This window comes from Staphylococcus sp. Ze2, assembly GCF_048568365.1.
In the GTDB taxonomy this organism is placed as follows: Bacteria; Bacillota; Bacilli; order Staphylococcales; family Staphylococcaceae; genus Staphylococcus; species Staphylococcus xylosus.
Genome location: NZ_CP183486.1, coordinates 1734983 through 1757147, shown reverse-complemented (window position 1 = coordinate 1757147; position 22165 = coordinate 1734983). Strand labels below are relative to the sequence as shown.

Below are 22165 nucleotides of genomic sequence, written 5' to 3'. Positions count from 1 at the left end.
CTACTGCAATGATTTATGCGCAAAAAACGTTGAAATAATAGGATTTTGACAGTTAATTGATATAAATTAACTAAAAAGTGTAATAATACCTCGTTATTCTGCTTTCTTTCCACGGCCCATCAAGTCTTTAACGCTTTCATCGACAGGTCTATTTTCAAACAATACACTATAAAGTGCGGCAGTAATTGGCATATCTACATCGACCTCTTTTGCTAAGTGGTAAACAGATTTTGTTGTGTATATACCTTCAACAACCATGTTCATTTCGTCTAATGCTTTATCTAGTGATTTACCTTCACCTAATTTATAACCTAGTGTATAGTTTCTAGAATGGGTTGAGGTACAAGTTACAATTAAGTCCCCAATGCCTCCTAAACCTAAGAAAGTAATTGGATCTGCGCCTAGTTTTTCACCTAAACGACTAATTTCAGCTAAACCTCTAGTCATTAGCGCTGCTTTAGCGTTATCACCGAATCCCATTCCTGATATAACACCACTAGCTACTGCGATAATATTTTTTAATGCACCGCCTAGTTCAACGCCTACTAAATCATCATTTGTATACACACGCAAATAATCATTCATGAAAAGATCTTGTGTTAATTTACTAACTTCTGGTGTTTTAGATGAAGCTGCTACTGTAGTTGGTTGTTTAATTACAACTTCTTCAGCGTGGCTTGGTCCAGAAAGTACACCAATACCTGCATTATGCTCTGGTGAAATTGAATCCTCTATCATTTCAGAAACGCGTTTATATGTTTCGTTTTCGATGCCTTTAGCTACGTGAATAAAGGTCTTTTTAGAAGTTAATAGTGAATCAATTGACTTCGCTACCTCTCTCATTGCTTTTGTCGGTAACGCCATTAAATAGACTTCTGAGAATGATACAGCGCTATTGATATCTAATGTTGCTACGATTGAGTCATTAAGTTGTGCGTTTTTTAAGTATTTGCTATTAATGTGTTGTGAATTAATCTCATTGATTGTTTGCTCATTTTTTCCCCACATTAAAACTTGGTGTCCATTTTCTGCTAAGACATTCGCCAATGCCGTACCAAAACTTCCCGTACCAAAGACAGTTACTTTAGACATGGAATCCCCCCGGTAATTAATTTCTTTTTCTTGCTATAATGTGTACTGGTGTACCTTCAAAGCCGAATGCCGCTCTTATTTGATTCTCTAAATAACGTTTGTATGAAAAATGCAATAGCTCTACATCATTTACAAACACGATAAATGTTGGTGGTTCAATAGCAACTTGTGTAGCGTAGAATACGTTTAAACGACGACCTTTATCTGTCGGCGTAGGGTTCATAGAAATTGCATCCGTAATCACTTCATTTAATGTTGAACTTTGAACACGTTTTTTATGATTCTCACTAGCTTCTTTAATATATGGGAATAATGTTCTGAGACGTTGCTTTTCTCTTGCAGAAACAAATGCAACTTCTGCATAATCTAAAAATTGGAATTCTTTACGAACTTCATCTTTGAATTTTTTCATAGTATTCGTTTCTTTATTTACTGTATCCCATTTGTTCACGACTATTACAATAGCTTTACCTTCTTCGTGTGCATAGCCAGCAACACGTTTATCTTGTTCGATTATACCTTGCTCTGCATCAATTACGATTAAAATTACATTAGAACGTTCAATAGCTTTTAACGCACGTAGTACCGAATATTTTTCTGTATTTTCATAGACTTTACCTTTTTTACGCATCCCAGCAGTGTCTATCAATACATAATCTTGACCATCAAAGCTATATTCAGTATCAACAGCATCTCTAGTTGTGCCAGCTACGTTTGATACGATTACGCGGTTTTCGCCTAGTATTGCATTTACTAAACTTGATTTACCAACGTTCGGACGTCCAATGATTGATAAACGAATTGTATCATCGTCATATGGGTCTAGTTCTTCTTCTTTAAAATGTTTAACAACTTCGTCTAATAAATCTCCCAATCCTAATCCATGGGAACCGGAAATTGGATAAGGATCCCCGAAACCAAGTGAGTAGAAATCATAAATTTCATTTCTCATTTCTGGATTATCAACTTTATTAACTGCTAGTACTATCGGTTTTTTTGATTTATATAACATTTGAGCAACCATTTCGTCACTTTGAGTTAGGCCTTCTCTTACGTTTACCATAAAGATAATTACATCGGCTTCATCGATTGCAACTTCAGCTTGTGCTCTAATTTGAGTTTGAAATGGGGCATCTCCAATCTCGATACCACCAGTATCAATAATGTTAAAATCGTGAGTCAACCATTCACCTGATGAATAAATTCTATCGCGAGTTACACCTGGTGTATCTTCTACGATTGAAACGCGTTCACCTACGACTCTGTTAAAAATTGTAGATTTGCCTACATTTGGCCTGCCTACAATTGCTACTATAGGTTTAGTCATAAACTAACTTCCTCTCTTTTTTAATCTCTATAATTCTATCATAAGGGGTAATTAAATCAAAAGAAATATTAAATCAATATTTTTGATATAGAATTATCATGTGAATTTTGAATAACAAAAAAAGAAATCCTGTCCTAACATACACTAGGACAAGATTTAAAGTTGCTATTACTTAAGTTATTAAAATTTGAAGTCTTTTAATTTATCTCCAAATACATCACCAAGCGTTGGGTTATCTTCATCTTCTGAATTATCATTTAAATAAGATTGCGTAGTTTCGCTATCGCTTTCAATAATATTTTCATCTGGTAATGTGGCTTTTATTGATAATGAAATACGCTCGTTTTCAGGATCTACACTTAATATTTTTACACTCACTTTTTCGCCTGGTTGTAGTACCTCGCCAGGTGTGCCGATGTGTGAATGGCTAATTTCTGAAATATGAACCAATCCTTGTACGCCTGGTTGAATCTCTACGAAAGCACCAAAGTTAGTTAATCTAACAACAGTTCCTTCTATAACTTCACCTTCATTGATTTCGCCTTTGATTGCTTCAAAAGGACTAGGCAATGTATCTTTGATAGACAATGAAATACGTTCAGAATCTTTGTCTACTGATTTGATTTTAACTTTCACACTATCTCCAATAGCTACAACATCTTCAGGTGATTTAACATGTTCATGTGATAATTCTGAAACGTGTACAAGACCGTCCACGCCTCCAATATCAACAAAAGCACCAAAGTTAGTTAAACGCGCTACTTTACCTTCGATAACGTCACCTTCGTTAAGTGACTCTAGTAATTCATCTTTTTTCTCTGCGTTTTCTAGTGCCTCTACTGCTTTTCGACTAAGAATGACACGATTATTTGCAGGATCTAATTCTTCAACTTTAAGTTTTAAAATTTGTCCTTCAAAACCAGAGAAATCTTCAATGAAATCTGTAGAAATTAATGAGGCCGGTACAAATCCTCTTTGGCCAACATCTACAACTAAGCCGCCTTTAACTACTTCTGTCACTTTAGCTTCGATAGTTTGGTTATTATCTAACTGTTCTTGTAAAAATTCATATGATTTTTCAGTTTCGAGTTGGCGTTTTGAAAGGATGTATGCGCCCGTTTCATTTTCTTCATCATATTCTACTTTCGTAACATATGCGCCGATTTCATCACCTACTTTTACTGCATCACTTGGGTTGTCAATATGATGCGTTGAAAGTTGGCTAATAGGGATTATACCATTAAATTTACCGCCATTGACATGGACGATTACTTGTTTTTCTTCAATTTCTTGAACTTCACCAGTAACCTTATCCCCTTCTTTAATCTCGTTAATCATTGATTCGTTGAACTCTTCAGTCATCTTGTCTGCCTCCTTATTACACTACATAATTATAACATCTTATAAACTGACAGAATTGTCAAGAAATTCCCCTTTATTCGAGAAAATCGATTTTAAATTGTTAATATTTTGTAAAATAGGTTTTTTTGACCTAATAAAAACTACAAAAAATTATCCTATAATTTACATTTTATATAGTATAGTAATTCTGATTAGTATAATAATACACGTGTATTATATACCCACTTTTCATATAATATAACATTTTTACACTATATGAATAATATTTGCGTGGAATCTGAGGCGGCAATGGTTAATCTAATGATCTTATTAAAGTTAATATTTCTGCTGTTACAGTTTCAATGCTTTTACCAGTTGTGTCCACAGTGATCGCATCGTCAGCCTTCATTAAAGGAGAAATTTCACGGTTCATATCATAATGGTCTCTGTCTGCAATCTCCTTTTTTAATTGCTCTATATTTGATTCAATACCTCTTTCTTCATTATCTTTCTGTCTGCGTAATGCACGTTCTTCAACTGAAGCTATCATATAGACTTTTAAATCAGCATTTGGTAATACTACAGTTCCGATATCTCTACCGTCCATAACAATACCTTTTTTGGCAGCTAATTCTTGTTGTTTTTTTACTGCGAATGTACGAACAGGTTCTTTTGAAGCCACATATGATACATGACTAGTTACATTATTTTCTCTTAAGTAGTCGGTAACATCTTGATTATCTAAAATGACTCTTTGACCTTTAATTTCATCATATGTGAGTGATAATTCTGTGGTATCGATTAATTGATTGAAGTCTTCATTTTTATTTTGTTGTAAATATTTATAAGTAATTGCACGATACATTGCGCCAGTATCTACATAGATCATAGATAATTCGCCAGCAACAAGCTTAGCAATTGTACTTTTACCTGCTGCTGCAGGCCCATCAAGTGCGATATTTAATAATTTCATTTTAGTAACCCTTCCTTGTTGTTTTATCAATAATATTTTATCATAAATATGTACTTTATAAATAGGAGGAATGCCCGCATGAAAAAAGTTCTTGTTATTCATACTGGTGGCACCATTAGCATGTCACAAGATGAAGCTAATAAAGTAGTTACAAATACAGATAACCCTATATCTAATCACAAGGATGTAATAGAAAGGTATGCTGATGTAACTGAAATTACACCATTTAATGTTCCGTCACCACATATGGACATTAAATATGTTGAAAAATTAAAAGAATTAATTGAAGATGCTGCTCAGAATGAAAGCTATGATGCATTTGTTATTACACATGGTACAGATACATTAGAAGAAACTGCATACTTGCTAGATTTAACAATCGCAATTTCTAAACCTATAGCAATTACAGGTGCAATGCGTTCCTCAAATGAAATTGGTTCTGATGGTTTGTATAATTTTATATCAGCTATTAGAGTTGCGACAAGTGACGAAGCTACAGATATGGGCGTTATGGTTGTTTTTAATGATGAGATACATACTGCTCGCAATGTGACAAAAACACATACCTCAAATACAAATACATTTCAAAGTCCTAACCATGGTCCTTTAGGTGTGGTAACAAAAAATAGTGTGCAATTTCATCATAAACCTTTTGAACATCTAATCCTTGATGAAATACATCACAATTTAAATATTCCTTTAGTTAAGGCTTATATGGGTATGAACAGTGATGTTTTGACTTTTTATAGCCAAAACAATGTAGATGGCATTATTATTGAAGGACTTGGGCAAGGTAATTTACCACCAACTAGTTTGGAAGGCTTGGATCATTGTTTACGTAAAAACATACCAATAGTTCTAGTTTCTAGATCATTCAATGGCATTGTCGGGCCTATATACGCTTATGAAGGCGGCGGCGCAACTCTAGCTGAGAAAGGCGTTATTTTTTCAAATGGTTTAAACGGTCCTAAAGCACGTTTAAAACTTCTTGTAGGACTAAGTAACCAATTGTCATCTGAACAATTGAAACAATATTTTGAATCTCAATTATAATGAAATATAGGTAAATAAAAAGCACAACCATTTATAAACTATATAAATGGTTGTGCTTGTTTTATTAAATAATAATAAATGCATAGCTAAGCTATGATTATGATATTACCATTTTTATGATTCAAGTGGTGTTTGCTTTTTAGATAAGATACTTTGAGTTATAATACCGCCATGGTATTTACCATTTTCGATAAATATTGTGTTTGCATCATTACCGGCAGCAATAACCCCTGCGATATAACAATTTTCTACATTTGTTTCATATGTTTCTTTATTATAAATAGGTGCAGTACCATATTCATTCTCGTTTATATCAATACCTATGGATTGTAAGAATTCATAGTCTGGGTGATATCCTATCATCGCGAAAACATAATCATTAGCTATTTCAAATGTTTGTCCATTTTGTTCATAAATAACACTATCTTCAGTGATTTTAGTCACATTTGAATCAAACGCCATATTGATTTTTTCGTGACGGACGAGAGATTCAAAATTCGGTAATATCCATGGTTTAATCGCTTTAGGATAATCGCTACCTCGATAAATAACTGTAACATTTGCACCTGCTTTTTCTAATTCTAATGCCGCATCAACAGCAGAATTTTTACCACCAATAATCACTATATCTTGATCAAAATAAGGATGCGCTTCTTTAAAATAATGCATAACTTTAGGAAGTTCAGCACCTTCAACTTCAAGTTGGTTATGGTGTCCATAATAGCCTGTAGCTACAGTAAGAAATCTACATTGATATACGTCCTTAGTAGTTGTTATTGTAAAACGGTTATTTATCTTTTTTACTGTGAGGACTTCTTCAAAAGCATTGACACGAAGTTGATGATGTTTTACAACAGCTCTATAGTAAACCAACGCTTGATTACGATGTGGTTTGCTTTCTTCCACTATAAATGGAACGTCCCCAATACTTAATTTATCACTTGAAGAAAAGAACGTTTGATGTGTTGGATAATTATAAATTGCATCTACAACGTTCCCTTTTTCTATAACTAATGTATCTATCCCTCTTCTTTTTTGTTCAATAGCAGCACTAAGTCCACAAGGACCGCCGCCTATAATTATACTTTCGACTGTTTGCATTCTTTCTTCGTCCTCCTTTACCACCCATATATTATACCAATAGTTTTTAAAAAACCAAATGAAAGAAATTGTAAATTTTATTACAAAATTGTTTGTCTCTATGAATATATTAAGAAAATAAAAAAGATCTCACTATAAAAATTAATAAATAGTGAGATCTTTTAATATGATTGGATTGTTTCTAATATCCGTTTCGAACTATAGAAAGAGATATTTATCTTCTTTATTGAGGAATAACTAAACGTTGACCATTATGGATTTCATTACCTTGTATGTTATTGGCTTCTCTAATTTTTTCTACATTTTCTGGTGAGCCGTCACCGTAGTATTGTATTGCAATTCTATAAAGGTTTTGGCCATTTACAGTATGCGTTTGTTGTCCAGAATTGCTATTTGCACCTTGGTTCTGTTGATTATCACTTGTTGAACCTTGTGATTGTTCAGTCGAACCATTTTGTGTATTGGCTTGATTATTTTGTTGTGATTGACTACCTTGTTGATTTTGTTGTGATTGATCGCTTTGATTAGCTTGATCTTGATCGCTTTGATTTTGATCGCTATTTGCTTGGTCTTGAGAGTTAGAATTTGATTGGTCAGAATCGCTATTAGCATCATCTGAAGAAGTGCTGTTGCCATCAGAATCAGATGAACCATTTTTGTCATCATCTTTGTTAGCTTTATCGTCGTTTGATTTTTTATCTTTGTCAGAATCTTTATTAGAATCTTTATCTTTATTATCAGCGACTTTTTTATCATCATTGTTTTTGCTATCATCGTTATTACCAGTTAGAGCCATACCAGAGAAGATAGCAATAGCAGCTAAGATTAAAATAGCAGCAAGAATTGGTAGTAATTTACCTAATAAGCCACCTTTTTTCTTCTTGTTGTTATCATCGTCATTATTGTTGTTACCACCATTACCATTTCCGCCATTACCGTTACCATTTCCACCACTTGATTTTGAATGGCTAGCAACGGCAGCTCCAGTTCCGGCAGCTGCGGCTCCGCCAGCTACAGCGGCACCTTTTTTCTTGTTACCACTTTTCTCATCATTTTGTTGATCTTTGTTGTCGTTTTTGTCATTTTTTGATTTCCCATCATCATGACTAGCATTTTTATCATTTTTACCTTTATGTTTGCCAGCTGCATATGCACCTGCACCAGCAGCCGCGGCTCCACCTGCTACAACAGCACCTTTTTTCTTAGAACCATTTTTAGAATCACCTTGTTGTGATTCATTTTGGTTTTGATTGTCATTTTGTGACTCATCAACATTTGAATTACGATTGTCTTTATCTTGATGTTTGTTAGCAGCATAAGCGCCGGCACCGGCACCAGTAGCTGCAGCCCCACCTGCTACGGCAGCTCCTTTTTTCTTAGAACTGTTATCGTTCTCTGGAGCATCGCTGTCATCGCTATACTTATGATCATTAGCATTCGTTTTATCATTAGTAGGTTCATGACTTAAATTGTTATTTTGTGAAGGGTCATCAGTATTGTGTTCAGATGTTGAATTGTCTTCGTTATACTGTTGGCTATCAAATTCGCCATCCTCACTATGTCCTTGTTGACCTGTTTGATTAGTCTCTTCGTCTTCACGTTGATTTGTAGCAGTATCTCTTCTACGTTGTCTACGTTGAGCATTTCTTGGAGGGAATTGTTCGTCTGTTTTATCAGAAACTTCCTCTTTCGCATTGTCAACCGAATTGCTAACTGAATCCTTAGCATTGTCTTGTTGTTCTTTTGGATCAATGGATTGACGATTTTTTTCAAAATCATCTTTAAAATTGTTTTTAGACAAATTCATCATCCTTCCTTTTTTATTTAAGTATATACTGTTTTACCCGAACAGAACGTAAATATGTATAATTTGTTAAGAAAAAATACTGTTAAATAAGTGTATATATCGTATTATAGCTTGATTGAAAATATGAAGTAAAGTAATTGTCTATGTTTTAAACATATTTTGTAATTTTTCATTAAAATCCATTTTTCTTTTTACTTTTTTTCTATTTATTATATTTAATAAATTTAATTCACAATCATTATCGCAACATTGTTTAGGCTTTTCTACCAAAATTTCATCAAAAAATTCAACTAAATAAGATCTTCTGCACTGATCAAGGTTTTTATAACCTAGCATACGTATATAACCTAATTTTTTACGTCTATAAGCCAAATCAAAGATATTACGTAATTGTCCAAAAGTATACTGTGTACTGAGTACATCGAGTATGTCTGTCTTTTCGGGTGGTAGAAACTGAGATAATTCATACGCATTTATATCTTCTATATTAATTATGTCTGTAAATAATAAAGTTTCTAACAGAAAGCTGTCATCAGGTTGATAAAGGCTTATTGCTTGGCTTTGATTACCATCACGCCCTGCTCTACCTATTTCTTGCATATAACTAGATGGACTTGTAGATAAATGGAAATGAATAATTGTTCTAATATCTTTTTTATTAATTCCCATGCCAAAGGCACTTGTAGCAACGATAATGGGGATTTCGTTATTAATAAACTGATGTTGTACTGTATGCCTTTCTTGGTATGATAAATCACCGTGGTAAATACCAGTTAAAAAACCATAATTATAAATACTTTGAGCTAATGATAGACACATTTTTTTAGATGATACGTAAATAATAGTCGGTCCTGATTGCTCTAATGTAGGTAAAAGCCAGTTTAATTTTTCATCATCATCAGCAAAATTTTTATGTGTTAGAGAAATGTTATCTCTGTTCATACTATTTTTTATAACTGAAAATGACTTACCTAATATTTGCTCTAAATCAAAAGTTAAATAAGAAGGTGCCGTCGCAGTTAATGCTAATACGGTAGCTTCATTGAAATGGTTTGAAATTTCTCCTACAAGCGCATAGTGTGGTCTAAAATCATATCCCCATTCTGATAAACAGTGTGCTTCATCTAATACGATCATACCGATATTTAAATTTTTAATTAATTTGAAATTGTGTTTTTGTAATATAAACTCTGGACTTAAAAATATAAATTTACTCATCTTTAAGTGATTTATATTTTGTTGTTTTTCATTTTCATCCATGCCTGAATGTATGCAACATACATCTTTTTCTCCTTGTAACTTGAGTTGCATAACTTGGTCATCCATCAGTGAAATTAACGGTGAAATAACTAATGTTGGCTTTTGTTTTATGTAGGTTGGCAATTGGTAACATAAGCTTTTACCACTACCAGTAGGTAAAATACCTAAAGTGTCAATATTATTAAGTACATTATTAATAATTTCTTCTTGCCCCGGCTTAAATGATTCAAATCCAAAACATCTTTTTAAATCATCGTGTAACATTTAATTCACCTCTTTCGACACCAACAATAACTAATTTAATTTCAAAGTAACTGAGTTCAGAGAAAGAGTCCTTGTAGTTACGCAGTCTTTCGCTACGATTAGAAATGTAATACGTCATAAATGGTGTATAATCTATATGATTTAAATAATTATCGTAATCGGTTATGTATCCCTTGATAAATAATTCTAAAATATGATCATCTATTGTATTGGGTTTAACATTTTGTTGTGCTACCAGTTGTTTGAAGTTTAACCCATTTTGTATTCCTATATAAGTTTTTTCGGTTTTGTTTAATAATGTTGGAAGAATAATTAAGCTATGTAATAATGGATACTTTTGCTCATTCTCTATTTCATACATTAAAGTAACTAAATCTCTGATTTCTAATTCAAAAAGCATTTCCTGTGATATCGCTTCTATTAAACTAATTTGTTGTCTTGTATACATACTTTCTTCAAAACCTTGTAAATAATAATGAATATATAGGTCACTGTTTTGGTTAGTTAAAGATTGAAAAAGTAATGTAAGTTCGTCTATAAATAAGTTTTCTAAATGATGGTCAGAAATTTTTTTATATAAGTGTTTAACTTTCTGATGAACTGCTCTATGTTGTGTAATAGGCACAAATTGATAATTATTATGTTGGACATTAGACAATGTTTGAGTCAACAATTGTATTGCATTGAAAGTATTTGATAAGCTGTCATATGTATGACGTGGATGGCTAATGATATTTTGAAATTGTTGTTCTTCGATGTTAAAATTATTAGAATATTGTTCGAATAAAGAATATTTTAGTTTAGGCATACTATGATACAATGATAAGAGTTGTTGACTACAGGCATCAAAAAAGGTTTGATGCGATTTTTTACCTGTGATAATATTAAATATACTTTTTTCGGTTTTGTAATTATGTGACTTCGTGTATGCAAAATGAATTAAATTATACATGGATGCTCCCTCACTTTTATAAATCGAAAACATTTGAAAAAATGATAAACAGTGATTACAATAATATTTGTGTAATTATTGTAGCATTTTTGTCGAAGGAGGCGAAGAAATTGGCTAAATATACAATTGTTGATATGGACACATGCATAGCATGTGGCGCTTGCGGTGCCGCTGCCCCTGATATATACGACTATGATGATGAAGGTATCGCTTATGTAATACTAGATGATAACCAAGGTACTGCGGAGGTACCAGAAGAATTATATGAAGATATGGAAGATGCAATAGACGGATGCCCTACTGATTCTATTAAAATTGAGGAAGAACCATTTGATGGTGACGCGTTAAAATTTGAATAGAAGTTAGATTATATTTAAGTTTAAACAATTGCTTACCTACTATAGCAATAACCTCATTTAATGACTTAGACATAGTTAGAGTTAAATCCGAGACATAAATAATTGTCTCGGATTTTTTGCACCCAGTTATTCTTATAGGTTGCATTACTTCAACATTAACTTTTCCAAAATTAATATTTATATTTGAAATAAAAACGCCCTTCATTTCTCACTTGTAAAGTGTTACTTTGAAAGGCGTTTATTATTTTTTTGATGGTAAGTTCTGCTATATTTCTAACGTGGTAAAACGTTTTTTAATCGATTATATAAAAGAATAAATACGATTGAGATAACAACACCTTTAATAATATTAAAAGGTATAACACCGGATACAATGACTATCTTAACATTTTCTACTACGTCAGACAGGTTCATGATCATACCGTATAAAGGTAATAACACAAAATAGTTTAATATGCTTAGAACAATTGTCATAACTAGCGTTGCCATACTAAGCCCTATAATTTGAGATTTTAGAACGCCTTTATGTTTAGTGACGAAATAAGCTGTTAATAAAAAGCTTGATGCAGCTAAAAAGTTAGCTACAGGACCTACTGGATCACCTATGTTGAATAGAAAATTGAGCAAATTTTTAATGAATTCTACAATAAGCCCCGCAACAGGACCAAGTGTGAATGTTGCTAACAAAGCTGGTACGTCACCAAAATCTAAAGTTAAATATGGTGGTAAAAATGGTATTGGGAACTTTATAAACATTAAAATAAATGCGATTGCACTCAGCATACTAATAGTAATGAGGCGTTTTGTTTGTTGTTGCATATTAAATTATCTCCTTCCATTCATCTTTCTCAGAATAGGAGGATATAATTGCACAACAAATAAACCCTCCATCTTCTCCCATCCAGACTATACTGTCGGCTCCAGATTCACACTAGATCAGCCATTAATCTATTTAATAGATTAATGGGTCGCAGGCTTATTTTACTGCCGGTTGGGAATTGCACCCTACCCCGAAGATGAATTTCTTAAATTTTATAAATTTATCATAGCTTATTACTCTGGTAAAAACAATATACTTGCTTAAAATATATTAACGACATAAATAAAAAGGATGAAACTGGTATAAAAACTGCCGTCAAAGCGTTTAACTTTGCCGGCAGTTTTTAAGTTCTATGCATAAATGAATTTCATATAAGAATATGCTTTATAAATGCTATTTCAATTTATTGTTCTTATATGTAGTCATTATTAGTTCTTCATCAATTCATTCATCTAGAAACGATACTTAAACATTGTCGTCTTCAGTTTCTGGTTTAGGTAAAGAAATAATAAAAGTAGTCCCTTTACCCAGTTTGCTTTTTACGTCAATGGTACCACCGTGAGAATCAATTATCATACGACAGATAAACAATCCTAATCCAGTCCCTTGTTTACCACGCTTACGTGCAGTATCTACCTTGTAAAAGCGATCAAACACTTGTTGTAAATGTTCAGGTGCGATACCAGAACCAGTATCAGTTATATAAAGTATTTGTTCTGAATTAGTTTCGCTTATCTCTATGTTAATCGCATCTCCAGGTTCAGTATATCTAGATGCATTATCTATTAAATTAGTTAATACTTGTTCAATTCTATCCGAATCAAAATACCATAAGCGTTGATGTGTATCTGGATTTAAACTCATATTTAATTCTAAATCTTTGGCGTGTTTTTGATATTTTTGTTGCATCTTGTTGAGTAATGGATCAATTGGCTGTATAACTTTATCCACAGTTAAACCTTCAGCATCCATTCGCGCTACATTTAATAATTCGTTTACTAACCTGTTTAACCTTTTAGTTTCATCTAAAACGATAGATAATGACTCGTGGATTTCATCTGGCTCAGTTACAATACCATCTACAATAGATTCAGTGTATCCTTGCAATAAGGATATTGGCGTACGTAATTCGTGAGATACATTGGCAATGAAATCTTTTTTCATTTGATCCATATTATGCTCGTTTGTCATATCACGAATAATAGCCACGATACCGCTTCTACCATCAGGTTGTATTTGCTCTATATAACTTGTAATAATTACAAAATAACGTGTGTTGATTTCATAAACTTCAAATTGCGTTTTTTTACTACTAAAAGTAAGCTCGTTTTGTTTATCTAGTTTCTCTAATGCATATTCATCTAACATCTCTAAAATTGTATTGGCTAATTTATTAGAGATAATAATTTCTTTTTTATCATTAAATCCTAGAACGCCTTCAATCATTGAGTTAATTAAGCTATCCCGAATATTTTTAGAGGATGATAATGCATCAATATGCTGCTGAATTTCAGAACTCATTGTATTAAATGTACGTGATAATTCACCAATTTCATCTTTAGAGTTGACTGGTACAACTTGAGCGTAATCACCTTTAGAAACTTTTTGAGCTTGTGTTCTTAAATTGCGTAATGGTTTAGTTATGCGTGAAGATAGGAAAAATGCAAATACTGTTGTTATCGCTAAAAAGATAATAGCAATGATTAAGATAATTACAGTAATAACATTATTGGTTTCTTCTATTGTCTTTAAGTCTTGATAGATAAACACGCCACTATATTTTCCATTTGGAGTATTTGTTGTTTCAATATTTTTTGTTGGATAACCAATTAATACATATGTACGTTGTTTATCATTAAAATTAACCGTTACATGTTCTGAAATTTGTTTACCGTCATCAAAGACGCGGTCATAATCTTTATTATTTTTAATCTCTTTGAACATTTCATTTTTAGTAATGTCATTGTCGTTGTTATCTTTATGCTTATCGTTCGTTATGATTAATCCAACAGGGCCTTCAATTAACTTACGACTATGTTCGATAGCAGTAGCTCTATCGTCAGAACTTTCAACTAGTTGGCTTATCCTTTTGGCATCTTTCAATAAAGAATCTTCTGTTTCTTGAGTAAAATAAGACTGTATAAACGTTATAAGAGCTGCACTTAATAGAATTAAAACTGTAGTTACTATAAATATTATAGTCAACCACAGTTTTACAACTACACTATTAAGTAGGTTCATTATTTGATTTGATTTCAAATTTATATCCTACACCCCATACTGTTTGTATCATATGAGCAGCCTCTTCTGATACTCGATTTAACTTTTCTCTTAAACGTTTAACGTGCGTGTCTACTGTGCGCAAGTCGCCATAGAACTCATAATGCCAGACTTCTTTTAATAATTGTTCTCTATCGAATACTTTATTCGGTGTTTTAGCTAAGAAGATCAATAGCTCATATTCTTTAGGTGTCAAGTTCACTTGATTACCATCAGCTAACACTCTGTGTGCATCATTATCAATAACTAAGTGATCAAATTCGATTAAATCTCTTGCGTGAGGCTCACTTTGTTCAGCTGACGCAACTTGCGTGCGTCTTAATAACGCTTTGACACGTAACACAACTTCGCGTGGTGAAAATGGTTTAACGATATAATCATCAGCACCAGATTCAAAACCTTCTACTCTATTTGTTTCTTCACCTTTAGCAGTTAACATAATAATTGGTGTTTCTTTGTGTTCTCTTAGTCTAGATGCAACGGTGATTCCATCCATTTCTGGTAGCATTAAATCTAATAAGATACAAGCATAATCATGTTCTACAGCCATTTTATATGCTTCATTTCCATCACTTGCTTCGTGTATTTCAAAAGATTCTCTTTCAAGATATAACTTTAATAATCTTCTGATTCTATCTTCATCGTCTACGATAAGTATTTCGTTTGACATGCATATATACCTCCCACACTGCTACTTTCAAATTTAACAATATTATATCATAGGTTCGTCTTTAAAAGTGACTATGCATTAAAGTTTGTGAAAAAATTCTCATAAGCATAGAAGTGGCGAAATTAATATCTATTTACCGTGCTCTGCAAGGTGACGAATTGTTTTAACTTCATGTGGCGTTAAAACTCTGCCTTCACCTGCATTCAAGCCTTTTAAATTTAGTGGGCCGAATTCAATACGTTGGAGTTTAGTTACTTGATGGCCAAAATGTTCAAACATTCGACGAACTTGACGGTTACGTCCCTCAGTAATGGTAATTTCAACAAGCGTATTATTTTTATCTTTATCTTGATTTTTCACTTTAACAATTGCAGGTTGTGTGACACCATCTTCTAATTTAATACCTTGTTCCAATGCTTTAACTTCCTCTCTCATCAGGTATCCTTTTAATTTAACAACATACTTTTTCTTTATTTTATAGCTAGGATGGGTCATTAGATTTGTAAATTCTCCATCATTTGTTAATAAAAGTAATCCGGAAGTATCATAGTCTAAACGTCCAACAGGATAGATTCTAGTTTTAATTTCTTTGAAATAGTCAGTTACGACTTTTCTGCCTCTATCGTCAGATACACTTGTTATCACTTGTGCTGGTTTATAAAATAAAATGTATAACTTATCTTCTTGTTCTAGTTTAATACCTTCAACCTCTATACTATCTGAATTTTTCACTTTAGTTCCTAATTCAGTAACAACTGAACCATTGACTTTAACCTTACCTTCTGTAATAAGCGTTTCTGCTTTACGGCGGGATGTATAACCGCTATTAGCTATACGTTTTTGTAATCTTTCTGTCTCTTTATTCATTATTTTCTCCTTTTTGATTCACTAAATTACTGAAGAAAGCTTCTATTTCTTCATCTTCTTCATCTGTCGTAGGTAAATCGTCCAAATGCTCAATACCAAATACATTTAGAAACAATTCGGTAGTATAGAGTTGTTGGCTTCTTGAATCAGCTTGTTCTTTTGCTTCTACGAGTCCTCTAGCGATTAAAGTTTTTACAGCACCATCAGAATTAATACCTCTAATCATTTCTATATCACTTCGAGATAAAGGTTGATTATAGGCAATGATAGATAAAGATTCCATCGCTGCTTGTGATAACTTCATTTTTGATTTTTGTTCAATTAATTTTTCAATATATTCTGAAGCTTCTTTTTTAGTTGTTAATACATAAGTCTGTCCAAACTGTTGTATCATTAGTCCATCGGATTGATATGTATTTACAAGTTCTGTTAATGTAGTCTCATCTATTTCTAGTATTTCAAGTATTTGTTTTTTGTCTAATCCTTCATCACCAGCTGTATATAGTAGTGATTCTAAAATCCCTTTAACGTTCAATGCCATAATTTACCCCTCTTAAAATATTGATATCCTCAAAACTTTTGGGTTGTTCAATGTTAACAATACCAGATTTGGACATTTCAAGTATTGCTAGAAAATGTGTTACAACCATTTCTACAGGTTCAGTAAAATTAAATAAACTAAAGAAATTAAATGAATCATGTTGCTTTAAACGTTCAGAAACTTGAGTCGTTGCCTGTTGAATAGTAAATGTTTCTTTGCGTATATCAACAGTTTTAGGTGTATTAAATTCTACCCTATTCTTCACTTTCTGATAGGCAATGATTAATTCTGTTAAATCAATTGCATTTTCTGAATCCCATGTTTCTGTTGATTCTAAATGTGATAAATCGGTTGGGTGCTTTGAAAAATAGTAAGCGCGCTCTGATTTCTTTTCATTTAGTATTTCCGTGTAAGCTTTATAATTTTGATATTCTATTAAACGACCGACTAAGTCATCACGTGGGTCGTCATCTAAAGTTTCTTCTTCATCTGTTTGTGGTAATAGCAACTTACTTTTAATCACAAGTAATTCAGAAGCCATTACTAAATATTCACTTGCAATATTTATTTCTAACTGATTCATCGCATGAATATATTGCATATATTGCTCAGTTAATTCCTTCATTGGAATATCATAAATATCAATTTCAATTTTTTGAATAAGATGCAATAATAAGTCTAATGGACCATTAAAGGCATCTAACTTTACTTCATACATTTTATCTACCTCGTATCGCAAGTTAAGTGCGTAATTCACTAAAATATTATAGCATGTTTATAGTAAACATTTAAATTTGGAGCGGTTTTAATATGAAAAAAGCATTAAAAGATTTTTATTTTCACTTTCACACTAAACAGCACTACTTTTTATGTCATGATATATTAGAAGAAGCATGGAAAGACAACGAACCCTTTCGCAAAGATGATGCTGTTGTAAGTTTAATCCTGTTAGCAACAGGGTGTTATCATTTTCGTCGAGCTAATCATAAAGGTGCTATGAAATCATTTAGTAAAGCATTAAATGTAATCCAAGCTTATACTAATGATACAGAATTAGGCATTGAATTAGAATCTTATAAAACATTACTTTTAGAATTGATAGAAGCAGCTAAAAATAACAATGAATTTGTACCGATTCAGTTACCGTTAACACCAACTATGCACCAAGTTATATTAAAGGCTTATCCTAACTATACAATGACCGATTATACTATTAAGGACAGTTATATAGTAAATCATCATTTAGAAAGAGATCGTTCCGAAGTGACTGCTGCGCGTTTACAAGCACTTCACGAAAGAAGAAATGCCAAAATGTAATAATGCAATGACTATTTTGAATATTAGACATATAAAAACACAGGCTAGTTATTCTACGAATAAACTGGTCTGTGTTTATGCACGTGGATGGAATTCATTATACATTTTACGAATTTGTGATTTTGATACGTGCGTGTATAGTTGAGTTGTAGAAATGTCGGAATGTCCTAACATCTCTTGAACTGCTCGCAAGTCTGCGCCATTTTCTAGTAAATGTGTTGCGAATGAATGCCTTAAGGTATGTGGTGTTAAAGATTTGTTAATATTTGCTTTGACACCATTTAATTTGATCATTTTCCATATCGCCTGTCTAGACAAAGGTTTACCGTGCATATTTAAAAATAATACGTCAGTTACGGTTTTTTTTAATAATTGTGGCCTCACTGTATCTATGTATTTAGTTAAATAATCGATAACAGCATCTCCCAATGGAATTATTCGCTCCTTGTTTCCTTTACCGAAAACTTTAACAAAGCCCATAATTAAATTGATATCTTCAAGCTCAATATGAATTAATTCAGAAACACGCATACCTGTAGCATATAGAAGTTCTAACATTGTACGGTCTCTGTAACCATTATTTTTTGATAGGTCTGGTGTTTCTAATAATGCCAAGACTTCATTGATTTCTAATACATCAGGTAATTTACGATCATACCTAGGTGTTTCAATTAGTACAGTTGGATCTTTTGCTGCGTATTTTTCTCTTAAAGCAAATTGATGAAAACTTCTAACCGTTGAAATAAAACGTGCTAATGATTTTGCAGATGCCCCATCATCATGTAAGTGACCAAGACATAGTTGCACAGCTTGTCTATCTACAAAGTCAATGTGGCTAATTTTTTGAAGTTCTATAAAATCCTTGTATTTTTTTAAATCTCTACGATATGCACCAATTGTATTAGTGCTCAAACCTTTTTCTAATTGTATAAATTTCAAGTATTCTTCAATTATGTCATCCAAGCCTAACACCTCTATTCATAAAAGGTTTTTGTTCGTACATGATTATTTACCCTTAGCTTGGCAATTTGAACATACACCATGAAAGGTTAAACGGTGGTCTAAGATTCTAAAATCAAAATCTTGTTCAACACGTTCTTCTACTTGAGGCAATAAATCTTCTTCAATTTCTTCAACTTTACCACATTCCATACATACAAGATGATGGTGGAAATGTTTAGCTCCTTCTTTACGCAAATCAAATCGAGCAACACCATCTCCAAAATTAATTTTATCAACTACTTTAAGTTCTGATAATAACTCAAGTGTACGATACACAGTAGCTAGACCTATTTCAGGTGCTTTGTCTTTTACTTTTAAATATACATCTTCAGCACTTAAATGATCTTTCTCATTTTCAATTAATACACGTAACGTCGCTTCACGTTGTGGCGTTAATTTATATGAAGATTGTTGTAATTGTTGCTTCACGCGATTTAGACGTTCTTCCACGGAAGCCTCACTCCCCTACTAATAATTATAATCATTTTAATTTGTATAATGATTTATATATAAAATACCAGTAATTGATAAAATACGCAAGTAAACTCGTTTCTTATTTATAATCATTATAATTAAGTAGTAAATGTTGTATCGCAATAATGGTTTTAGCATCCTCAAGTTCTTTATTTTTCAGCATGTCTTCGACTTCTAATAAAGAATACTGTTCTAATTCAATAAATTCATCATCATCTAAATTCATTTGACCTGTTTTTAAGTCTTTAGCTAAATAAATTGATATTTTTTCATTTGAAAAACCAGGAGACCCATACATCTCAGTTATTAATTCTAACTCATCAGCAATATAGCCAGTTTCTTCTTCTAGCTCACGTTTAGCCGCTTCTGTACGCACTTCATCTATTTCTAGTTTGCCTGCTGGGATTTCTAATAATGGTTTTTCAGCTGGTTTACGAAATTGTTTAACGAGTAATACTTTATTCTCAGGAGTTAATGCACAGACTGCTACCGCGCCATTGTGATAAACAAGTTCACGTTTAGACGTTTTACCATCGGGTAATTCAACATCGTGTACTTCTAAGTCAATAATAGATCCTTGATAAATGGATGTTTTATGTATTGTCTTTTCATATAGGTTCATTTTAATCACGTTCCTTTTATTTGGTTTAAGTTATTGTTAAGATATATACGGTAGTATGTAGGGAGTAACTATTACAGTTAATATAAATATCCAGTTAAGTAATATTGCGTATATTATTTTTACGCCCTATGAATTAAGTGTATCGAAAGGAGAAACGACATGCAAAAAAATGTATTGAGAAGTGGTATCGAGGTTTCGGAATTAGGTTTGGGTTGTATGAGTTTAGGTACTGATTATAATAAAGCAGAACCTATTATTGAACGTGCGATAGAACATGGCATCACTTATTTTGATACAGCAGATATTTATGACAAAGGTATTAATGAGGATATCGTGGGTAAAGCATTAAAAAAATACCAAGATAGAGATGATATCGTTATAGGTACAAAAGTTGGTAATCATTTAGCAGAAGATGGTTCTACATTCTGGGACCCATCAAAAACTTATATTAAAAAAGCTGTGAAAGACTCACTAAAGCGTTTAGGATTAGATCATTTAGATTTATATCAATTGCACGGCGGTACTATTGATGACCCATTAGATGAAACGATTAGTGCATTTGATGAGTTAAAACAAGAAGGTTTAGTTCGTGCGTATGGAATTTCATCCATACGTCCAAATGTAATTGATTATTATTTGAAACATAGTGATATTGAAACGTTAATGTCACAATTTAACTTAATTGATAATAGACCAGAAGCGTTATTGGATGATATTCATGCTCAAAGGGTTAAAGTACTTGCACGCGGACCCGTATTTAAAGGGTTATTAACTTCTAATAGTAATAAAGCTTTAGATGACAAGTTTGCTGAAGGTATTTTTGATTATAGTTATCAAGAATTAGGAGAAACGATTGCTTCTATTAAAGAGATAGAAAGTAATTTAACAGGTTTGACATTTAATTATCTTACTTCGCATGATGCCTTAGGCTCAATTATAGTTGGCGCAAGTAGTGTTGATCAATTAGATGAGAATGTGAAGAATTATGAGCATTCAAAAGATATCAGTTTAGAACAATTAAAGGCTGCCCGTGAAAGAGTTGAAAATTTAGAGTATACGCAACATTTGAAATAATGAGCTAAAGCTCGTGTACTAAGGTCACTAATTTATTAAATTAGTGATCTTTTTTATAGGTTGATTATCTAAGAAAGTGGTTTTCAATGATTATCTGAGCTAACGCTCATGCATAATACATAAGTCCCACTAACTCTTAAAAAGTGGAACACCTGAGTACTTACTCAGGCGTAAGAGCCACTAATTCTTACAAGAAGTGGCTCTTTAAGTAGTGGGACTTTATATTTTGTTTTTAAACAGGAATGTGAAATGTTTTTCGACGAATCGTGGCGCTATTTGATATATTCTTAAAAATAAATGCATCCATTTAGGTTCGTTGATTTCTTGTTTTTTACTGAGCATCCCTTTTATGATCTTATGAGCTAATTCATCAGGATCAAGCATAATACTTTTATATTTTTGGGCAAAGGATAATGATGGATCTGCTTTTTCGTGAAATGGCGTGGCAATTGGCCCTGTATTAACTGTTAATACATGATAATTAGTTTTTTCAATACGTAAGGCGTTTAACACTTGATTAAATGCAGCTTTACTGGCTCCGTAATGTGCTGCGTATGCTTGTGTTAAAAATGCAGATTGGCTACCAATACCAACGATTGTAGGAAATTGACTGAAAAACGGTTGTAACGTAGTTAACAATGTATTGAAATTAACTACATTTAAGTTATAAGTTTCAAGCATTTCTTCTGTTGAATGTTGTTCTATAGATTTGAAATAACCTAATCCTGAACTATAGATAATACCATCAATTAGTTTCTTGTTAAATTCGTTCTTGAGATTTAAAATTTGTTTGTGAGATTGTAAATCACATTTTATGACTGTTAATAATGAACTGTCATACTTTTTTTTAATTTTTTGTGGATTACGTGCAAGTACAGTTACGTGTACCTGTTTGCTTAATAATATTTCTAATAAAGATTGACCTAATCCACTTGTGCCTCCAGTCAACACATAATGTTTCCCAATCAT

At 32.4% G+C, this 22165-nt stretch carries 22 protein-coding genes and 1 riboswitch; of the genes, 4 read left to right on the top strand and 18 right to left on the bottom strand.

Annotation, left to right across the window (positions count from 1 at the left end; all coding sequences use genetic code 11):
• Positions 1 to 93 precede the first annotated feature (93 nt).
• The 4 genes from ACM591_RS08310 to cmk form a co-directional block, all read right to left on the bottom strand.
• Positions 94 to 1092, bottom strand: coding sequence for an NAD(P)H-dependent glycerol-3-phosphate dehydrogenase (locus ACM591_RS08310; protein WP_029377250.1), 999 nt, complete (start codon positions 1090 to 1092; stop codon positions 94 to 96).
• A 16-nt stretch (positions 1093 to 1108) separates the two neighbouring features.
• Complete coding sequence (gene der / locus ACM591_RS08305; RefSeq protein WP_418354367.1) at positions 1109 to 2419, bottom strand: ribosome biogenesis GTPase Der; 1311 nt, start codon at positions 2417 to 2419, stop codon at positions 1109 to 1111.
• A gap of 180 nt (positions 2420 to 2599) precedes the next feature.
• Complete coding sequence (gene rpsA / locus ACM591_RS08300) at positions 2600 to 3781, bottom strand: 30S ribosomal protein S1 (protein WP_029377248.1); 1182 nt, start codon at positions 3779 to 3781, stop codon at positions 2600 to 2602.
• A gap of 292 nt (positions 3782 to 4073) precedes the next feature.
• Positions 4074 to 4733, bottom strand: coding sequence for a (d)CMP kinase (gene cmk / locus ACM591_RS08295; protein WP_029377247.1), 660 nt, complete (start codon positions 4731 to 4733; stop codon positions 4074 to 4076).
• Positions 4734 to 4811: 78 nt separating this feature from the next.
• Here cmk and ACM591_RS08290 point away from each other — a divergent pair, with 78 nt between their 5' ends.
• Complete coding sequence (locus tag ACM591_RS08290) at positions 4812 to 5786, top strand: asparaginase (RefSeq protein WP_029377246.1); 975 nt, start codon at positions 4812 to 4814, stop codon at positions 5784 to 5786.
• A 114-nt stretch (positions 5787 to 5900) separates the two neighbouring features.
• Here ACM591_RS08290 and ypdA read toward each other — a convergent pair whose 3' ends face one another.
• From ypdA to ACM591_RS08270, 4 genes are all read right to left on the bottom strand, one after another.
• The gene (ypdA, locus tag ACM591_RS08285; protein WP_029377245.1) at positions 5901 to 6887 is read right to left on the bottom strand and encodes a bacillithiol disulfide reductase YpdA; all 987 of its coding nucleotides are present in this window, start codon (positions 6885 to 6887) and stop codon (positions 5901 to 5903) included.
• A 223-nt stretch (positions 6888 to 7110) separates the two neighbouring features.
• Positions 7111 to 8694, bottom strand: a complete 1584-nt coding sequence (gene ebpS, locus ACM591_RS08280) for an elastin-binding protein EbpS (protein ID WP_326026735.1) — start codon at positions 8692 to 8694, stop codon at positions 7111 to 7113.
• Positions 8695 to 8835: 141 nt separating this feature from the next.
• Positions 8836 to 10218 carry an ATP-dependent DNA helicase RecQ gene (locus ACM591_RS08275; RefSeq protein ID WP_326026736.1) on the bottom strand — a complete coding sequence of 461 codons (1383 nt, stop codon included), beginning with the start codon at positions 10216 to 10218 and terminating at the stop codon, positions 8836 to 8838.
• Positions 10205 to 11170 (bottom strand): helix-turn-helix domain-containing protein, encoded by a 966-nt coding sequence (locus ACM591_RS08270; RefSeq protein WP_058625670.1) that lies wholly within the window; start codon positions 11168 to 11170, stop codon positions 10205 to 10207. Before ACM591_RS08270 ends, ACM591_RS08275 begins: the two co-directional genes overlap by 14 nt.
• 110 nt (positions 11171 to 11280) lie before the next feature.
• Here ACM591_RS08270 and ACM591_RS08265 point away from each other — a divergent pair, with 110 nt between their 5' ends.
• Complete coding sequence (locus ACM591_RS08265; RefSeq protein WP_026113585.1) at positions 11281 to 11529, top strand: ferredoxin; 249 nt, start codon at positions 11281 to 11283, stop codon at positions 11527 to 11529.
• Between the two features lie 273 nt (positions 11530 to 11802).
• On the opposite strand, the gene ACM591_RS08260 is transcribed toward ACM591_RS08265, so the two are convergent.
• From ACM591_RS08260 to ACM591_RS08235, 6 genes are all read right to left on the bottom strand, one after another.
• Positions 11803 to 12348: an ECF transporter S component gene (locus ACM591_RS08260; RefSeq protein ID WP_138405771.1), complete on the bottom strand. Its 546-nt coding sequence runs from the start codon at positions 12346 to 12348 to the stop codon at positions 11803 to 11805.
• Between the two features lie 66 nt (positions 12349 to 12414).
• Positions 12415 to 12551: riboswitch (FMN riboswitch) on the bottom strand.
• A gap of 263 nt (positions 12552 to 12814) precedes the next feature.
• Positions 12815 to 14590: an ATP-binding protein gene (locus tag ACM591_RS08255; protein ID WP_172606470.1), complete on the bottom strand. Its 1776-nt coding sequence runs from the start codon at positions 14588 to 14590 to the stop codon at positions 12815 to 12817.
• A complete protein-coding gene (locus ACM591_RS08250) occupies positions 14577 to 15299 on the bottom strand; it encodes a response regulator (RefSeq protein ID WP_029377239.1) in 723 nt (240 codons plus the stop codon). Before ACM591_RS08250 ends, ACM591_RS08255 begins: the two co-directional genes overlap by 14 nt.
• A 129-nt stretch (positions 15300 to 15428) precedes the next feature.
• The gene (locus ACM591_RS08245; RefSeq protein WP_029377238.1) at positions 15429 to 16166 is read right to left on the bottom strand and encodes a pseudouridine synthase; all 738 of its coding nucleotides are present in this window, start codon (positions 16164 to 16166) and stop codon (positions 15429 to 15431) included.
• A complete protein-coding gene (gene scpB, locus ACM591_RS08240) occupies positions 16159 to 16701 on the bottom strand; it encodes an SMC-Scp complex subunit ScpB (RefSeq protein ID WP_029377237.1) in 543 nt (180 codons plus the stop codon). The genes ACM591_RS08245 and scpB overlap by 8 nt, the downstream gene beginning before the upstream one ends.
• Positions 16691 to 17425: a segregation and condensation protein A gene (locus ACM591_RS08235; protein WP_326025777.1), complete on the bottom strand. Its 735-nt coding sequence runs from the start codon at positions 17423 to 17425 to the stop codon at positions 16691 to 16693. The genes scpB and ACM591_RS08235 overlap by 11 nt, the downstream gene beginning before the upstream one ends.
• Positions 17426 to 17517: 92 nt before the next feature.
• Here ACM591_RS08235 and ACM591_RS08230 point away from each other — a divergent pair, with 92 nt between their 5' ends.
• The gene (locus ACM591_RS08230) at positions 17518 to 18024 is read left to right on the top strand and encodes a DUF309 domain-containing protein (RefSeq protein ID WP_326025778.1); all 507 of its coding nucleotides are present in this window, start codon (positions 17518 to 17520) and stop codon (positions 18022 to 18024) included.
• A gap of 75 nt (positions 18025 to 18099) precedes the next feature.
• Here the strand turns inward: ACM591_RS08230 and xerD are convergent, their stop codons facing one another.
• The 3 genes from xerD to ACM591_RS08215 form a co-directional block, all read right to left on the bottom strand.
• The gene (xerD, locus tag ACM591_RS08225; protein WP_029377234.1) at positions 18100 to 18987 is read right to left on the bottom strand and encodes a site-specific tyrosine recombinase XerD; all 888 of its coding nucleotides are present in this window, start codon (positions 18985 to 18987) and stop codon (positions 18100 to 18102) included.
• Positions 18988 to 19029: 42 nt separating this feature from the next.
• Entirely contained in the window at positions 19030 to 19476 is a 447-nt protein-coding gene (locus ACM591_RS08220; protein WP_029377233.1) for a Fur family transcriptional regulator, read from the bottom strand.
• Positions 19477 to 19579: 103 nt separating this feature from the next.
• Entirely contained in the window at positions 19580 to 20122 is a 543-nt protein-coding gene (locus tag ACM591_RS08215) for an NUDIX hydrolase (RefSeq protein WP_029377232.1), read from the bottom strand.
• A 159-nt stretch (positions 20123 to 20281) separates the two neighbouring features.
• Between ACM591_RS08215 and ACM591_RS08210 the strand changes: the two genes are divergently transcribed.
• The gene (locus ACM591_RS08210) at positions 20282 to 21196 is read left to right on the top strand and encodes an aldo/keto reductase (protein ID WP_418354366.1); all 915 of its coding nucleotides are present in this window, start codon (positions 20282 to 20284) and stop codon (positions 21194 to 21196) included.
• Between the two features lie 219 nt (positions 21197 to 21415).
• On the opposite strand, the gene ACM591_RS08205 is transcribed toward ACM591_RS08210, so the two are convergent.
• A complete protein-coding gene (locus ACM591_RS08205) occupies positions 21416 to 22165 on the bottom strand; it encodes an SDR family NAD(P)-dependent oxidoreductase (RefSeq protein ID WP_029377230.1) in 750 nt (249 codons plus the stop codon).

Bases quoted from the DNA above. Each gene is read 5' to 3' on its own strand.
- ACM591_RS08290 (WP_029377246.1), top strand. From the start codon at position 4,812: ATGAAAAAAGTTCTTGTTATTCATACTGGTGGCACCATTAGCATGTCA.
- ypdA (WP_029377245.1), bottom strand. From the start codon at position 6,887: ATGCAAACAGTCGAAAGTATAATTATAGGCGGCGGTCCTTGTGGACTT.
- ACM591_RS08260 (WP_138405771.1), bottom strand. From the start codon at position 12,348: ATGCAACAACAAACAAAACGCCTCATTACTATTAGTATGCTGAGTGCA.
- ACM591_RS08275 (WP_326026736.1), bottom strand. From the start codon at position 10,218: ATGTTACACGATGATTTAAAAAGATGTTTTGGATTTGAATCATTTAAG.
- ACM591_RS08310 (WP_029377250.1), bottom strand. From the start codon at position 1,092: ATGTCTAAAGTAACTGTCTTTGGTACGGGAAGTTTTGGTACGGCATTG.
- ACM591_RS08270 (WP_058625670.1), bottom strand. From the start codon at position 11,170: ATGTATAATTTAATTCATTTTGCATACACGAAGTCACATAATTACAAA.
- ACM591_RS08245 (WP_029377238.1), bottom strand. From the start codon at position 16,166: ATGAATAAAGAGACAGAAAGATTACAAAAACGTATAGCTAATAGCGGT.
- ACM591_RS08205 (WP_029377230.1), bottom strand. From the start codon at position 22,165: ATGATTGGGAAACATTATGTGTTGACTGGAGGCACAAGTGGATTAGGT.
- ACM591_RS08215 (WP_029377232.1), bottom strand. From the start codon at position 20,122: ATGAACCTATATGAAAAGACAATACATAAAACATCCATTTATCAAGGA.
- cmk (WP_029377247.1), bottom strand. From the start codon at position 4,733: ATGAAATTATTAAATATCGCACTTGATGGGCCTGCAGCAGCAGGTAAA.
- rpsA (WP_029377248.1), bottom strand. From the start codon at position 3,781: ATGACTGAAGAGTTCAACGAATCAATGATTAACGAGATTAAAGAAGGG.
- ACM591_RS08255 (WP_172606470.1), bottom strand. From the start codon at position 14,590: ATGAACCTACTTAATAGTGTAGTTGTAAAACTGTGGTTGACTATAATA.
- ACM591_RS08250 (WP_029377239.1), bottom strand. From the start codon at position 15,299: ATGTCAAACGAAATACTTATCGTAGACGATGAAGATAGAATCAGAAGA.
- ACM591_RS08235 (WP_326025777.1), bottom strand. From the start codon at position 17,425: ATGTATGAAGTAAAGTTAGATGCCTTTAATGGTCCATTAGACTTATTA.
- ebpS (WP_326026735.1), bottom strand. From the start codon at position 8,694: ATGAATTTGTCTAAAAACAATTTTAAAGATGATTTTGAAAAAAATCGT.
- ACM591_RS08230 (WP_326025778.1), top strand. From the start codon at position 17,518: ATGAAAAAAGCATTAAAAGATTTTTATTTTCACTTTCACACTAAACAG.
- ACM591_RS08210 (WP_418354366.1), top strand. From the start codon at position 20,282: ATGCAAAAAAATGTATTGAGAAGTGGTATCGAGGTTTCGGAATTAGGT.
- der (WP_418354367.1), bottom strand. From the start codon at position 2,419: ATGACTAAACCTATAGTAGCAATTGTAGGCAGGCCAAATGTAGGCAAA.